This is a genomic window from Amycolatopsis sp. NPDC114478 (assembly GCF_055633805.1).
Window position 1 is genome coordinate 252,195 of the sequence record NZ_JBVKDO010000013.1, and the last position, 12,558, is coordinate 264,752.

Below are 12,558 nucleotides of genomic sequence, written 5' to 3' on the forward strand. Positions count from 1 at the left end.
GATTCCTTCCTGTGTCCGGTCATTAGCGAGCCCCCTCGTCTTCCAGTCCGCGCAGGAGCGTCCTAGCTTCTGCTCTGGCCCGATAAAGCCGCTTCTTCACCGCAGCCTTGCTGATCCCGAAGATCTCGGCGATTTCGGCGTAGCTGTAGCCCTCCGAGGCCGCGGCGAGGATCTCGAAGGTCGCATTGGACAGCTGTTGACTGAGCAGGCCCACGAGGGCCTTGGCGTCGAGTTCGTAGCCATCGCGCAGATCGACGGGGGTCTCTTTGAGGGAGAGCAGGTCCTCGCGCAGGCTCAGCTGGCTCCAGTGCTGCTTCGCCGCGGCGAAGGTCTCCCAGCGGCCGGCGAAGGCCAGCACGCAGGCGTTGAGGAAGTAGCCGCGCAGCGTGGCGCCCTTCTTCGGGTCCCACGCCTTACCGCGGATGCCACGGTCGCGAAACAGCTGCAGTCCTTTCGCCTGGACCTCGCCGACCAGGCTGCGCAGTTCAGTGCGGTCCCAGTCCGCCATCGATCCCGAGCGGGCCATCGACCCTGATGGGTAGATGATCGCGTGGGTCTTGGCGAAGATGATCCCGCGCTTGCACCACGAAATAATCAGTTTCTCGGTGGATCGGATCAGCTGGCGCTCGTACCGGTCCCAGTGCGGGCCTTGGCAGTCGATGCGGCGGAAGTAGGCGCACAACTTGGTGTCCGCCTCCAGCCGACGGGTGTGCTCGTCGGTCAGGGCGCCATCGAACTCCGCGGCTCCTGCTGCGAGGTCCTCGTCGGTGAAGTCTTCCTCAGCCAGGAACTCCCGGTACCGCTGCGCGTAGTCCTCCGGGAGGCCCGGCGCGGCGAGAACGGGCTCGACGTCGTCAACCAAGCCGTCGCCGGCTCTGGCGTGCTGCTCGTTCTGCGGATCTCGAGAAATGACCATTCGGGCTGCTCCTGTGGCGGGGAATCGGGCGGCGGCGGGGACACCGACCACGGAGGGCGGGGGAACTTCGGACGCAGGGGGCTATATGGGCGGCCGCCGGAAAGGGGGACACACCGAAGAGGTTCGGTTGCTAATGCAAATCTCACAGGTGTGCTGTCCCCCTTCGTGGGGCATCGGCATAAAGCTCCCGCATCGCACGCCGACGGGGCGGGCGGCGCACACGAGGGAGCACGGGCGTGGCTGGGAAGCGAGCAGCGTCGGGACGAAGCCGGCGAAGGATGCCGTCGCAGCTGCCGGGCACGGTCTGCGAGCTGGTGGCCTACGTGGTCAACGGCCGGGAGCGCACCAACAACGCGGTCAAGCTCATCGTGGTGATCGCGCTGGCGGTGATCGGGATGCTATTGGTCGTCGCTGCGGTCGCCGGGGTCGTCTTGATGGCCACCGGCCATCCACAGCAAGGCCTGTACGCGCTCGTGGGCGCCGTGGGCACACCGATCGTGGGTGGTCTCGGTGTAAAGGGGTTTCGGCTCTTTCGTGCTTGGCGCCTCCGCAAAGGGTCGACCGAATCCAAAGTGCGCCGACTCGAACCCGTAGACACGCCGGATCAGGAAGCCGCCTGAGAGGCGGTTGCCGCCTCCCCGGTCCGAGCTCGAGCCCCGAGAACGAGTTGCGCTGCCGCAGGAGACGCTCCCGCGGCAGCGTTCGTTACACCTCCGGAAGCACCAAGCACCGGCGGGCAGCACACCGATGGGGTGGTGGCGGTAACTGGCCGCGGTCACCGGTGCCGCGTACCGGTCGGCGGGTCAGGTAGGACGGCTCCGTTGCCGCAGCGGTGTGGCAAACAATTCGAGAGCTAGGCGCAACTCCAGCGCCCAGCCAAGGTCGTCGCGCGGGCCTGCTCGTCAGCCTGCAACAGGAAGCCGTCGCTGCTGGCCAGCGGATCCGGCGGGTGACGGTGCGGTCGCGGACCTGGTTCTTCGCATGGTAGACCGCGTCGTTGACGGCCAGCAGCAGCCCGGTGAGGTCGTCGTTGCGGTCGGGGAACACCGCGGCGCCGACGGAGGTGGTCAGGGTGATCGCCGCGTCTTCTCCGGTGCGGCGGTTAGTGGCGGTCACGGTGATCGCGGTGATCGCGGCGCGGATCCGCTCGGCGGCTGCGGTCAGCCCGACCGGGTCGACGCCGGGCAGCAGGACCACGAGAATTCCTCGCCGCCCCAGCGGCTGGTCAGATCCGGGCTGTGGCCGCGCACGCGGACGCGGACGGTGTCGGCGGCCGCGCGCAGCACGGCGTCGCCGGCCAGGTGTCCGAACCGGTCGTTTATGGTGCAAGTGGTCCAGGTTCAGCAGCAGCCCGACCCGGTCGCCGAGGCGGCGGGCGCGGTCGAGTTCCCGCTCGGCGACGTCGTGCCACCAGGCGAGGCGGCGAGCTGGGTGCGCCGGTCGGTGTGGGCGGCGTGCTGGAACTGCGGCAGCAGCAACCCCAGGTACAAGCCGACGACGAGGACGCGGTCCTCAATTCCGCCGCGAACCGGGTAAAGCGATCGAACACCTCGGCCGCCGATGACTCCCGCGGGTGACGAGAGCGTGTGCGCCGACTCGGGCCGGTGCTGCGAGTGCGCCCGTCGCAGGGTGACGTCGGCTGGCTCGGCTTGGCAGCGGCCGCGCCGTCTCGCAGGATCCGAACAAGTGTTCGATGACTTCGGGTTCGCTCGCGGCTTCCCCTCGTGGGCGTCTCCAGTGCGTGTTCGTGGTGCTGGAGGTGCGTGGTGGCGTTGCCGGAGGCGGTGGCCGGACTCGCGGGGATCCCCGGCGTGCGCACGGCCGCGCAGCTCGGCGAGCCGAGCGCTGACCCCTCGGCGTCCGCAGGCTCCCTGCCAGTGGTGTCGGCGCTGGCCGCGCTCGTGCCCGACGGTTTACGGCGCGGCACAGTGGTGTCGGTCTCGGGCTCGACCGCGCTGGTGCTGGCGCTGCTCGCCGAGGCGACCCGGGACGGCTCGTGGGCAGCGATCACCGGCATGCCCGAGGTGGGTGTGGCAGCCGCCGCTGAGCTGGGCGTCGAGCCGGAGCGGCTCGCGCTCATTCCCGACGCCGGTGCTGAGGTCGCCGCGGTGCTGTCTGCGCTGATTGACGGGTTTGATCTGGTTGTGCTCGGTCCGGCCATAGCTCGCGGTATCCAGGCGCCGCTGGTGCGTCGGCTGGGCGGCCGGGTTCGCAACCGGGGCGCGGTCCTGTTGGCCGCCGGACACTGGCCGGTCGAATCGAAGTCCGTCTCGGACGGCTTTGAGGTCGGCTCGGTGACGGCGAGCCCGTGCGGGAGGTGTCGGACGGCCACCCTCGACTACGTCCACGTTGCCGCGGAGTACCGACGCCTGGGCTTCGGTCGCACGCTGGTGGCGGCCGCGGTGGCTCGGGCGCCGTCATACCGGTGGACGGCACCGCTGCCGGACGGCCCGGTGGCGCAGTCATTTCTTGCCCGGATCGCCATGCGCCGAGCTGGTCTGCCCTGTGTCCACGCCGGTTTCTCGGGGCGCAGACGATGAGTGCCGGGGAGACGACCGCGCACTGATCCGCGGGAACGCACGACATCTCGACTGCATGTACTGCGACGCTTGTCGTGTCGGATGCGCTGTGGCCCGTTCGTAGAAGGTATGAAGCTCGGCACCAGGCTGGGCCGCAGGGAAGGGGCTTCACCATGACGGATCACCCGATACACAAGGTCAGGTCGTTGCGGTTCGGGGTCGTCGCGCCAATCACCAAGGACGTCTCGACGTGGCGTGATCAGCTCCGTGGTCTGGCCGACAGCGGTTACTCGACGATCTTGATGCCCGACGTGCCGCAGTGGCAGTCAGCTCCGGGTCCGGCTCTCGCCGTGGCGGCGACGGTCACCGACCTGCGGGTGGGTACCTGGGTGTACGCGTCGCCGGTTCGACCGCCGTGGATCACTGCGTGGGAGGCGCACTCGTTGTCCGTGCTCACCGAGGGACGTTTCGAGATGGGCATCGGCACCGGCCGGCCCGGGATCGCCGACCAGCTCCGTGAGCTGGGGCTGCCGGCTACCCCGGTGGGCGAGCGGTTGAGCCAGGTGCGCGAGGTTGTTGCGGCCCTGCGCGACCTCGACGAGCCGGACCTGCATACCCCGGTGGTCATGGCCGTGGGCGGCCCGAAGGCGCAGGCGCTGGCTGCTGAGTTGGCCGACACGGTGACGTTCGTGATGCCGCAGATCGAGACGCGGGCCGCGACGATGCAACGGGTAGCAGGTTTCGACAACCGTCGCGGTGTGGAGCTGGCGTTGCACGTGCCGGTGGTCGGCGACTCGGTCGCCGCGTTCATGGCCGGACCCGACACCGACCCCACGGCCGTCCGAGCTGCGGATTCGCTGGCGTTCCTGCCCAGTGATCCTGCTGCAGCGGCTGACGAGATCCAACGGCGACGCGAGGAGATCGGGTTCTCCTACTTCGTGGTCGGCGCCGACGCCGCGGGTGCTCTCGCGCCGGTCGTTGCCGAGCTGGCTGGGCGCTAGCCGCGGAGGAATACTTTCGGCCGGATGGGGCGACCGGTGAAGCGGCTGACTTCGATGGCGGCGATGGAGAGGTGGATCTGGTCGTCGTCGGGGGCGGGAAAGGCTGCGTTGAGCACGACGGTGAGACTGCGGCGCGAGATGTCGAGGAACAGCGGATCGATGTCGGATGTGCACGCGTCGCGTACGGCGGCCTGCCAGTGGGCGAGGTCCTCGTCCGGGCCGAGGTCTTCCCACCGCGCGATCGCCCAGTTGCCGTTCTGCAGCGCACCGACGAGCTCGTGCAGCTCGGACACCCAGTAGGGCGCGGCGACGTTCGTCATGGCGTGACCGCCGGGGTGAAGCCGGCGGGAATGCGCCACGCCGGCCGGGGGTCGATAAGGGCGCGGTACATCGTCCGCGGCCCGGTGAAAGCGGTGCGACCATGCAGCCAGCGGCGGTTGTTGACGACGTACCCGCCGCCGAACTTCGTGGGGATCGTGATCGTGTGGCGCTCGATGACCTGGGCGAGTACGGGCAGCCAGCGCTGGGTCTGCGGGGAGAACCGGGCCAGCTCGTCGCGGCGTAGCCGGAGCGCAACGAGACCGTGCAGGTCGGATTCGAAGACGTTGCCCACGATCCCGGCCGCACCCCCGAAGTAGGCGCAGCGCCGGGCCGACAAATCAGCCAGCGCATCCGGTGAGGTCATAGCCAGCTCGTCGTGAACCGCGCGGCCGTCCACCAGGACGTAGTCGCCGCCGCGCTCGGCGGGACGACCGCACGTCATGGCGACGATCAGCGGAGGTCGCGGCAGGTCCGAGCAGTCAGTGTGCGCGGCCAGCGCGTGCTGGCTGAATCCGACATGCCCCGGCGACGGCCGGGTGCCGGCGCGGTCGGTGATCACGGTGAGTCCTGAGCCGGTGCTGTCCCGGTGGGGGACCAGGTGGCCGAGCCGGGAGGTCAACTGCAGCAGCCGCTGCTCGGTGCCCACGCCGTCGAACAGCGCGACACCGTCACGGGCCAGCACGGCGGCAAGCTCTCCTACGCCGCCCACCGCGCCGACATCGACGCGGCAGTCCGGCAGCGCGGTCACGGGCATGGCGGCGGTCCCTTTCGTTGACGTTTCGGTTCGATCAGCACACCGGGCCGGACGGGTGGCGTCCACTGACAGATCGTCAACCTTGCGACAGCCCAGGTGGCCGGGGCCGCTGCTACGGTCGGTGACAGCAGGCGCACGGATGGCGGGAGGCTGGTGTCGGTGGCGGAGGCCGGATACCCGGTGTCGATCAAGGGCGTGCTGATCCGGGACGACCGGGTGCTGCTGGTGCACAACGAGCGCGACGAATGGGAGCTACCGGGCGGCCGGATCGAACCCGGCGAGGCGCCCGAGCAGACCGTCGCGCGGGAGATCGCCGAGGAGTCCGGGCTGCCGATCGAAGTCGCGGAGATCCTCGACGCCTGGGTGTACCACATCGCCGTAGCCGCCAAGGACGTCTTCATCGTGACGTACGGCTGCACCACTAGTTCGACCGCGGCGCCGGTCGTCAGCCACGAGCACAGTCGGATTGGGGAGTTCTCCGAGGACGAGGTCCGCAGCCTCCGCATGCCGGAGGGGTACAAGCGCTCCATCGCCGTCTGGTTCGACCGGCTCCGCGCCCGGCAACCGGTCCGGTAGCGGTTATGGCCGGTTGCGAACGTTGTGGGACGAGCTTGGGCCGCTACGCGTCCGCGACGGTCTGCCCGGCCTGCCGGGCCGCGACCACCAGCCTTTCCCCACGACCGCCTCGACTGGCCCCGGCCGTCTGGATGTGGTCCGACCCGGGCGCCGCGGCGGCACTCGGCTCGCGGGACCTCGCGACTATCCTGCGCGCCTACCGTGCGGCGAACCGGCTGAGCCAGGAAGCGCTGGCCGCGCAGCTCGGCTACGACAAGTCGTACGTCGCGATGATCGAAACCCGCAGGCGCAACCCCGGTGACGTCGCCGGGCGCCGGCACATCGCCCGCGTCCTCGGGCTGCCGTTTCACCTGCTCGGCGTCACAGACCCCGACGACGCCGACTTCGCAGCGCTCGTTCAGTTCGGCGACAGCGTGATCCGGCTCGCTGAGATCGCCCGCCAGTCCGGCCGGGTCGTCGAAGCCGTCAACGAGCTGTGGCCGCTGGCCGCCCGACTCGAAGCCCGGGCCGCCGAAGGGCGCCTCGAGCGCGACACCTTGTACCTGCTCGCCGCGGCGCGTCTGGCTCTCGGTGTTTCCCTCGGCACGGTGCTGCCGGAGGAACGCCTTCCCGGGGCGGCGGCATGGACTGGCAAAGCTCTCGTGCTGGCCGGGCATCTGGACGATGACCTCTTCCTGGCGACCACGCTGCGGATGCACGGCAACGAATTGCGCAAGGCCGGCCGTGACCGAGCCGCCGTCGCCCGACTGGAACATGCCGTCGCCGTGTCCACTACGCCGGCAGCGCAGGGGGCGGCGTTCGCATTGCTCGCGCGAGCGGCCGGCGACGCGGGAATGCCGAACCTGTTCACCGGCGCAATCGATGGCTGCCGACAACGTGTCGACGCGGGATCCGTGAACGAGCTGCTGCTCAATCCCTTTACATTGCGCGAAATTCACGCTCGTGGCCTCCTCGCCCTGGGGCGGCCATCGGACGCACTCGAGGTCCTGAACGCGTCTGCGGGGGAACCCGCCGCGCCGCAGTGGCAGGTCATCGAGCGGGTGACCGCCGGCGAAGTCCTCGCCGCGACAGGCGAGCTGGCCGGTGCTGAGGAGGCATTGGCCTCGGCTATTGCGACCGCCGAACACCGTCGGCTGCCCCATCAGCTCCAGCGGGCGATCAGGGCCGCCAAGCGGGAGCACCTCCCAGCCGTCGCGGATGCCGGACGCCTTGCGCTACGACGTCTTCGTGGCCTGCTGTCGCCTGCCGCCTAGCCCGGCACCGCGGAGCCGATCCTGCCGCAGAGGGATGCCACAACAACGCCGGAACGTCGCATCGCAGCTGTCGCACTGTTGGGGAACTCCGCAGGTTCGGCGCTCGCTCAGCGGCAGGAACGTCGCCGTGTCCGTGATGCCGCACAACGTGGTGAACGTCTGGTCTGGCTGCACCACTCCGTTGAGGCGGTGCCACTCGCCGTTGATGACTGGGTGAACCGTCTGAGGGTCCACATAGATCACCGCGCTCATCGTGACACCCGGAGCTGTAGCTGCGCGAAGTTCGCGCGGTAGCTCTTAACGGTTGCGGCGTCGCCGAGATAGATGCGGGCGTGCTCATGTCGCAGAACGACGGTCGCCATGCCGGCCTCGGTCTCGTAGATGGTGAATGCCTCGACCACCCGGGACTGGGACGGGTTCGTCGGGACGATCCCCGCCGTGACATTCTTGAGTTGCGGCAAGTCGGCCTCCGAAGCCCACGCTGTTTCGCTCACGAGGATGACGCTTGGGAAGTGCTTCGGCCGGTCGATCTCCCGGACGTGCTGCGCGAAGATCGCCTGGTCGATGTCGTCAGACGCGACGTCCCGGTGTCGTAGCTCGGCCTGGATGTGCTCCGGTGTTCGCAACAAGGGCGGGAGGAGGTGCGGTGCCCATTCGAACTTCCGCACCGCATGCAGCTCATAAGCGCTTTCCAAACTGGCACTCTCGGGAGCGACGTCTTCGACGCAGCTGAGACGGTCGCCTTGCTGGTGGATCAGCAAGAGCTGGCGGTACATCGGTGGTCTCACCTGGAGAAACCCCAGGATGAACCCCAGCGCCTCCGCCGGTGGCCGGCGAACACCCAGTTCCCATGCCGAGAGGAACGCGGGGGCGAAGCCAAGCCGTCGGGCCATGGTGCGCAGGCTGATCTCGCGTTTGGTGCGCAGGTCGCGGAGCGCATGACCGAGGAGAAATAGAGCAGGGTAGAACTTGGGCTCGGACATAGGACTTCTCATTCTGCGTGAAGGGAATGACTTGGTGCCGCGACGATCCCGGCGTCGATGTCGTCGGCGTGGGTGCGGAGCAGATCGATCACTTCTTCGGCCCGGTCTGCGAAGTCGCGTTGTTCGCGCGGGGGCGCGGTACCGTCCGCCAGCTGGGTCCTGAGCACGGTGATCTGGGCTTCAACGGTCAGGAGGGCCTCGACGAGTTCCGTTGTGGCGCGGGTCATGACCCCTCCATATGGTGCGGACCTGTCCGTACCGGACAGCCGGCGAAGCCCGACGAGAACCCGGCACAGCAGAACGAATTCGTCGTGCTCGGCGAGCCAAAGGTCCATTTCGGATGGCCAGCGAATATCCGTCGACGACACCGTTGATCACCACCTCGTGGATCCGCGAGAGCGGACGTAACTCTGCGGATTGACCCGGGTCGGTGACACCCGGGCAAAAGGTCGCGCTTGCTCGGTACGGTCGGAGCGCCGGGCCCAGCAGTGCTCGGCGTCGGCGGCTTCCTCCTCGTCCGTGGTTGCCCTCCAGTCTCCACGGCTCCGGGGAGGGAGCCGCTCAACGGGGAAGTCCGCGCACGTGGGCGAGTGATTCGTCGTAGCATCGCCGGATCACCTCCCCGGGATCGGTTCCCAGGCCACGTAGGAGGATCGCGAACGCGACGATGGGCATCGCGCGGCTACCGCGTTCCCAGTGGCCGAGGACGGCTGCGCTGTAGTCGACGCCGCTCGCGGCGATGAGTTCGGCTCTGGACCACCCGCGCATTTCGCGGGCGGCCCGCAACGCCGACGCGAGGTTGGATTGGAACTGGCGCGCGGCAAGGCTCATGGCGGTTCCCCGCGGTGAGTGGAGCGTGGCGGGTTCGGTCTGACGCCGCTGTCGGGCCAGGACTGTGCCGGTGTCGGCGAATTCGCTTACCCAGCGCCGGATCGTCGTAGGTGACACGTTCGCGCGTGCTGCCACGCCTGCTTGCGATTCGCCCTCGTGCCAGCGCTGTACGGCTTCCGCGCGGACGCGAATTCCGCTATTGGCATCCCGGATGGCGACGGCCAGGGCGTGCCGCTGCTCGCTGGACAACACGGGGCGCGCCGTCGGATTCATCGTGCGTCCTCATTGGTCCAGCCGAGTACCTCGAACAGGACCTCGTCGGGTGCTCCGTTGATCGGACCGCGGATCGGAATGCTCCCGTGCTTTCCCCAGTCACCCGGCGCGAACCGCGCGCCGATCGCCTCCACCGGGTTCTTGGCGGCTTCGATGACGACGACGTCGTCGTGGGAGCCGGTTGAGCAGCGGCCGACCAACTGCTCGGGTTTCGCTGAGGCGGCCGGACGGGTCGTCCACTCCCAGCCGCGCTCACGCGATACCGCGATCGCCCCGCTGGCGCGTTCCCAGGCCAAGGGCACTGGACCCCATTCATCCGAGGTGTTCATGGATTCCTCCCGAGGCGGTGGTGCAGCGGCGGAGGTGCGGGATCGAGACTGTCGGGGAAGGCCCTCGCACCTCCGCCGCCGATCGCGGCGGCTTCATCAACCGGTTCGATGGTGAGATCACGGTCGCGCAAATTTGCATGCCATGCAAGTACTGGGCGATGTAAACTTGCATGGCCACTCGATCGGGCTACCGTGCAAGTTGAATGGCCTGTCGTAGGCTCGGCGCCGACCTATCGCGAGAGAGAGGTGTCCGTGGCCGACGAGATCAAGGTGAGGACAACTGGCGTTCGCATGCGGCGGATCGCTCGCACGATCCTCGCCTGGCGTACCGCGAGTGGTCAGGATCAGATGGAGGTCGCGAAGGCGGTCGGCTGGTCGACCGCGAAGCAGTCGCGGATCGAGACCGCCAAGCTGCCGATCACGCCGGCCGACGTCATGACGCTCGCCCTGCACTTCGGTCGTCCTGCCGACGAACGCGACGCGCTGTTTCGTGATGCGCAGGCCGCGCAGAGCCCCCGGTGGCTGGATCAGATCTCCGCTGAGGCGTTCGCCGCGGACGTGCGCGAGTACGTCGCGCTCGAAGCCGAAGCCTCCCAGTTGCTGATCTTCAAGCTTGACGTTGTTCCGGGGCTCTTTCAGACCGAGGACTATGCCCGCGCGATCGAGTCGATGGGCTCGAAGGACGGCTATGTGCGGCACGAGGATCGTGTCCAGGCGCGCATCCGCCGACAGGCTCGGCTGCAGGACCAGACGGAGCTCCGCGTTCGGTGCGTGTTGACCGAAGCAGTGCTCAGAATTCAGGTCGGCGGTCCAGAGACATGGCGTGGGCAGCTTCGGCGGATCGCCGATCTCATGGAGTTGCCGAACGTCGACGTCAGGTTCGTGAGGAGCCAAAGCGGTGCGTATCCCGCGATGGGCTGTCCGTTCAGCATCCTGCGGTTCGAAGACGGTGAACCTGACATCGGCTACATCGAGTTGCTTCGTGCGGGCGTCTACCTGGAGCAGCAAGGCGAGGTCGAGCCCTACGTAGACTTGTTCGAGGAGCTGTGGGCCTCCGCTGAGGATCCGCGTGGGTCTCGCGGCCTTCTTGCGGAGATCATCGGGGCGGCCGCGTGATCAAAAGACTGGAGACTCGCGATGCGCGAAAACCACGTGCCGGAGACGGCTTGGCAGAAGAGTAGTTACAGCACGGCGGAGAACGAGTGCGTCGAGGTGGCGATCCTCGACGGCAGCGCTGCCGTCCGTGACTCGAAGGATCCGCGCGGCGGTTTCTTCGTCGTATCGGACACCGGGTGGTCGGCTTTCCTGGCCACCGTCACGAAGTAGTCAGCGGTAAAGCGGGCGGGTTCCGGGGCTGGCCGGAGCTCGCCCGCTGCGCTTCGTGTCATCGAACGCACGTTCGATGGGTCTGGTAGGTTCGTTGCGCCGAGGTCGGGATCGCTGAGCCAGGAGGTCGTTGTGGCGTGGTTGCTGAGGGAACGAGCCACCGGCCGGGAGTGGCGCATCGGCGACAGCGACCTCGCGTGGGAGGCCGGCGGCTACGACACCGCGCGGTTCGAGCTGCACGTTCTCGATGAGGACGTCATGGGAGCTCCCGATGGCCTGCCCGCCGGTCGTATGGCGTCAGCCTGCGGAAGGTGAAGCTCAGGCGAACTCGCCGTTCGATGCCTACGATGATCATCTCGGACCAGGGTGATCACGGGGGGGGCGGGGATGGTTCGTCTTGCCGTCGGGCTGGCGGCGACGCTGGCACTCACCCCGCTGACCGTTCGTCTGGTGAGCCAGTCGGCTCACGGCACGTTGCCGCGCTGGTTCGCCCTGGAAGTCGCCGTTGTCGTCGTCGCAGCTGGGTCGCTGGTGGCGTTCTGGCAACCCGCCGCGATCGCAATAGGGGCCGCATTCGTCGCGTTGGGCATCCCGGCCGCGGCGGTCGACGCCGTCGAACACCGCATCCCGGACCGGCTCAGCCTCCCGCTGTGTGGAGCCGTCGTCATCGCGGCGGTCGCCGGCGCGATCGTGGGCGACGACGTCGGAAGTGGTGTACGAGCCCTTGCTGGTGGCGTGGTCTGGGGCGCGGCGCTGCTGTTGTCCTATCTGGTGACGGGGCAGCCTGGACCGGGCGATGTGAAGCTCGCACCAAGCGTCGGTGTCCTGCTCGGCTGGTTCGGCTGGACGTGGGTTCTCGGCGGCTTCCTCGCTGCGTACGTGTTCACGGCCGTGGCCGGGCTCGCCGGTGTCATGCTGCGCAGGTACTCGCTCCGCGAAGGCCAGGTGCCGATGGGGCCGTCGATGATCGTGGTCGCCTTCGCAGGCGCGACGCTGGCCCAGTTCTGATTCACGCCGAGCGGCGAGCGCCCTCCGCGTCGTCGCGGCGGCGATGCCGCGCCTGGTCGACGATGTCCGGATGTCGGCTGACCCAGTCGGCCAAGGGCTGCATGGCGTCGAGCGCGTCGCGAGTTGCCGGCGCCAGCGAGTAGATGACCGAGGGCGGGAACACTCCGGCCTCCTGATCGCGGATGATCAGGCGGTCGGCCGTCATGGTCTTCAACGTGCGCGTCAGCACGCTGGCGTGCAGCACCCGCGGCCGCCCGGACCAGCTGTTGGCCGCCGCGGCGTTGTTGAGCGAGCCCACCATGCCGAGCAGCTCGGTGTAGTGCTTCGGTCCGCTCTTCAGCGCCAGCAGGATCGCCGTCATCCAGTCGCCGCCGAAAAGCTGCCTCGCATCGTGCAGCTTGCGCAGCCGCTCGGCGTCCTCGGCGGTGATCGCCTGTGTGGTCGGTCGAGTCATCGTCCCCTCCCCGG

The 12,558-nt window shown here is 68.4% G+C and carries 20 protein-coding genes; 10 read left to right on the top strand and 10 right to left on the bottom strand.

Going from position 1 to position 12,558, the window contains the following annotated elements:
- Window positions 1-22: 22 nt before the first annotated feature.
- On the bottom strand, window positions 23-916 hold the full coding sequence (locus ACZ7OH_RS32340; protein ID WP_470284287.1) for a sigma factor-like helix-turn-helix DNA-binding protein: 894 nt from the start codon (window positions 914-916) through the stop codon (window positions 23-25).
- A 278-nt stretch (window positions 917-1,194) separates the two neighbouring features.
- On the opposite strand from ACZ7OH_RS32340, the gene ACZ7OH_RS32345 reads away from it, so the two are divergent.
- A complete protein-coding gene (locus ACZ7OH_RS32345; protein WP_470284288.1) occupies window positions 1,195-1,536 on the top strand; it encodes a hypothetical protein in 342 nt (113 codons plus the stop codon).
- Window positions 1,537-1,621: 85 nt separating this feature from the next.
- Here ACZ7OH_RS32345 and ACZ7OH_RS32350 read toward each other — a convergent pair whose 3' ends face one another.
- Window positions 1,622-2,113, bottom strand: coding sequence for a diguanylate cyclase domain-containing protein (locus ACZ7OH_RS32350; RefSeq protein WP_470284289.1), 492 nt, complete (start codon window positions 2,111-2,113; stop codon window positions 1,622-1,624).
- A complete protein-coding gene (locus ACZ7OH_RS32355) occupies window positions 2,077-2,202 on the bottom strand; it encodes a hypothetical protein (RefSeq protein ID WP_470284290.1) in 126 nt (41 codons plus the stop codon). Before ACZ7OH_RS32355 ends, ACZ7OH_RS32350 begins: the two co-directional genes overlap by 37 nt.
- A gap of 43 nt (window positions 2,203-2,245) precedes the next feature.
- Here ACZ7OH_RS32355 and ACZ7OH_RS32360 point away from each other — a divergent pair, with 43 nt between their 5' ends.
- The 3 genes from ACZ7OH_RS32360 to ACZ7OH_RS32370 all read left to right on the top strand — a co-directional run bounded on the left by ACZ7OH_RS32360 (window position 2,246) and on the right by ACZ7OH_RS32370 (window position 4,436).
- Complete coding sequence (locus ACZ7OH_RS32360) at window positions 2,246-2,452, top strand: hypothetical protein (protein ID WP_470284291.1); 207 nt, start codon at window positions 2,246-2,248, stop codon at window positions 2,450-2,452.
- Window positions 2,453-2,682: 230 nt separating this feature from the next.
- Window positions 2,683-3,456 (top strand): GNAT family N-acetyltransferase, encoded by a 774-nt coding sequence (locus tag ACZ7OH_RS32365; protein WP_470284292.1) that lies wholly within the window; start codon window positions 2,683-2,685, stop codon window positions 3,454-3,456.
- 74 nt (window positions 3,457-3,530) lie between these two features.
- Window positions 3,531-4,436 (top strand): LLM class flavin-dependent oxidoreductase, encoded by a 906-nt coding sequence (locus tag ACZ7OH_RS32370; RefSeq protein ID WP_470284293.1) that lies wholly within the window; start codon window positions 3,531-3,533, stop codon window positions 4,434-4,436.
- Here the strand turns inward: ACZ7OH_RS32370 and ACZ7OH_RS32375 are convergent.
- Together ACZ7OH_RS32375 and ACZ7OH_RS32380 are read right to left on the bottom strand one after the other, a co-directional pair.
- Window positions 4,433-4,756 carry a hypothetical protein gene (locus tag ACZ7OH_RS32375; RefSeq protein WP_470284294.1) on the bottom strand — a complete coding sequence of 108 codons (324 nt, stop codon included), beginning with the start codon at window positions 4,754-4,756 and terminating at the stop codon, window positions 4,433-4,435. The two genes, ACZ7OH_RS32370 and ACZ7OH_RS32375, sit on opposite strands and share 4 nt — an antisense overlap.
- Window positions 4,753-5,577 (bottom strand): TauD/TfdA family dioxygenase, encoded by an 825-nt coding sequence (locus ACZ7OH_RS32380; RefSeq protein ID WP_470284295.1) that lies wholly within the window; start codon window positions 5,575-5,577, stop codon window positions 4,753-4,755. The genes ACZ7OH_RS32375 and ACZ7OH_RS32380 overlap by 4 nt, the downstream gene beginning before the upstream one ends.
- A gap of 93 nt (window positions 5,578-5,670) precedes the next feature.
- Between ACZ7OH_RS32380 and ACZ7OH_RS32385 the strand changes: the two genes are divergently transcribed.
- Both ACZ7OH_RS32385 and ACZ7OH_RS32390 read left to right on the top strand, forming a co-directional pair.
- Entirely contained in the window at window positions 5,671-6,087 is a 417-nt protein-coding gene (locus ACZ7OH_RS32385; protein ID WP_470284296.1) for an NUDIX hydrolase, read from the top strand.
- A 131-nt stretch (window positions 6,088-6,218) separates the two neighbouring features.
- The gene (locus ACZ7OH_RS32390) at window positions 6,219-7,340 is read left to right on the top strand and encodes a helix-turn-helix transcriptional regulator (RefSeq protein ID WP_470284297.1); all 1,122 of its coding nucleotides are present in this window, start codon (window positions 6,219-6,221) and stop codon (window positions 7,338-7,340) included.
- A gap of 248 nt (window positions 7,341-7,588) precedes the next feature.
- Here ACZ7OH_RS32390 and ACZ7OH_RS32395 read toward each other — a convergent pair whose 3' ends face one another.
- From ACZ7OH_RS32395 to ACZ7OH_RS32410, 4 genes are all read right to left on the bottom strand, one after another.
- Window positions 7,589-8,323 (bottom strand): helix-turn-helix domain-containing protein, encoded by a 735-nt coding sequence (locus ACZ7OH_RS32395; RefSeq protein WP_470284298.1) that lies wholly within the window; start codon window positions 8,321-8,323, stop codon window positions 7,589-7,591.
- Window positions 8,324-8,331: 8 nt separating this feature from the next.
- Window positions 8,332-8,691 carry a hypothetical protein gene (locus tag ACZ7OH_RS32400; RefSeq protein WP_470284299.1) on the bottom strand — a complete coding sequence of 120 codons (360 nt, stop codon included), beginning with the start codon at window positions 8,689-8,691 and terminating at the stop codon, window positions 8,332-8,334.
- Window positions 8,692-8,884: 193 nt separating this feature from the next.
- Complete coding sequence (locus ACZ7OH_RS32405) at window positions 8,885-9,427, bottom strand: helix-turn-helix domain-containing protein (protein ID WP_470284300.1); 543 nt, start codon at window positions 9,425-9,427, stop codon at window positions 8,885-8,887.
- Window positions 9,424-9,756 carry a hypothetical protein gene (locus ACZ7OH_RS32410; protein ID WP_470284301.1) on the bottom strand — a complete coding sequence of 111 codons (333 nt, stop codon included), beginning with the start codon at window positions 9,754-9,756 and terminating at the stop codon, window positions 9,424-9,426. The genes ACZ7OH_RS32405 and ACZ7OH_RS32410 overlap by 4 nt, the downstream gene beginning before the upstream one ends.
- Before the next feature lie 252 nt (window positions 9,757-10,008).
- On the opposite strand from ACZ7OH_RS32410, the gene ACZ7OH_RS32415 reads away from it, so the two are divergent.
- From ACZ7OH_RS32415 to ACZ7OH_RS32430, 4 genes are all read left to right on the top strand, one after another.
- Entirely contained in the window at window positions 10,009-10,872 is an 864-nt protein-coding gene (locus tag ACZ7OH_RS32415) for a helix-turn-helix domain-containing protein (protein WP_470284302.1), read from the top strand.
- A 21-nt stretch (window positions 10,873-10,893) separates the two neighbouring features.
- Window positions 10,894-11,082, top strand: a complete 189-nt coding sequence (locus ACZ7OH_RS32420) for a DUF397 domain-containing protein (RefSeq protein WP_470284303.1) — start codon at window positions 10,894-10,896, stop codon at window positions 11,080-11,082.
- Window positions 11,083-11,214: 132 nt separating this feature from the next.
- Window positions 11,215-11,397 carry a hypothetical protein gene (locus tag ACZ7OH_RS32425; RefSeq protein WP_470284304.1) on the top strand — a complete coding sequence of 61 codons (183 nt, stop codon included), beginning with the start codon at window positions 11,215-11,217 and terminating at the stop codon, window positions 11,395-11,397.
- 72 nt (window positions 11,398-11,469) lie between these two features.
- A complete protein-coding gene (locus ACZ7OH_RS32430) occupies window positions 11,470-12,090 on the top strand; it encodes a prepilin peptidase (protein ID WP_470284305.1) in 621 nt (206 codons plus the stop codon).
- 1 nt (window position 12,091) lies between these two features.
- Here the strand turns inward: ACZ7OH_RS32430 and ACZ7OH_RS32435 are convergent, their stop codons facing one another.
- Complete coding sequence (locus tag ACZ7OH_RS32435; RefSeq protein ID WP_470284306.1) at window positions 12,092-12,544, bottom strand: winged helix-turn-helix transcriptional regulator; 453 nt, start codon at window positions 12,542-12,544, stop codon at window positions 12,092-12,094.
- Between the last annotated feature and the right edge of the window lie 14 nt (window positions 12,545-12,558).

What these genes read in the sequence shown, in the direction of transcription:
- ACZ7OH_RS32340 (WP_470284287.1), bottom strand. Translation starts at nt 916, where the DNA reads ATGGTCATTTCTCGAGATCCGCAGAACGAGCAGCACGCCAGAGCCGGC.
- ACZ7OH_RS32345 (WP_470284288.1), top strand. Translation starts at nt 1,195, where the DNA reads ATGCCGTCGCAGCTGCCGGGCACGGTCTGCGAGCTGGTGGCCTACGTG.
- ACZ7OH_RS32375 (WP_470284294.1), bottom strand. Translation starts at nt 4,756, where the DNA reads ATGACGAACGTCGCCGCGCCCTACTGGGTGTCCGAGCTGCACGAGCTC.
- ACZ7OH_RS32390 (WP_470284297.1), top strand. Translation starts at nt 6,219, where the DNA reads ATGTGGTCCGACCCGGGCGCCGCGGCGGCACTCGGCTCGCGGGACCTC.
- ACZ7OH_RS32395 (WP_470284298.1), bottom strand. Translation starts at nt 8,323, where the DNA reads ATGTCCGAGCCCAAGTTCTACCCTGCTCTATTTCTCCTCGGTCATGCG.
- ACZ7OH_RS32405 (WP_470284300.1), bottom strand. Translation starts at nt 9,427, where the DNA reads ATGAATCCGACGGCGCGCCCCGTGTTGTCCAGCGAGCAGCGGCACGCC.
- ACZ7OH_RS32410 (WP_470284301.1), bottom strand. Translation starts at nt 9,756, where the DNA reads ATGAACACCTCGGATGAATGGGGTCCAGTGCCCTTGGCCTGGGAACGC.
- ACZ7OH_RS32420 (WP_470284303.1), top strand. Translation starts at nt 10,894, where the DNA reads ATGCGCGAAAACCACGTGCCGGAGACGGCTTGGCAGAAGAGTAGTTAC.
- ACZ7OH_RS32430 (WP_470284305.1), top strand. Translation starts at nt 11,470, where the DNA reads ATGGTTCGTCTTGCCGTCGGGCTGGCGGCGACGCTGGCACTCACCCCG.
- ACZ7OH_RS32435 (WP_470284306.1), bottom strand. Translation starts at nt 12,544, where the DNA reads ATGACTCGACCGACCACACAGGCGATCACCGCCGAGGACGCCGAGCGG.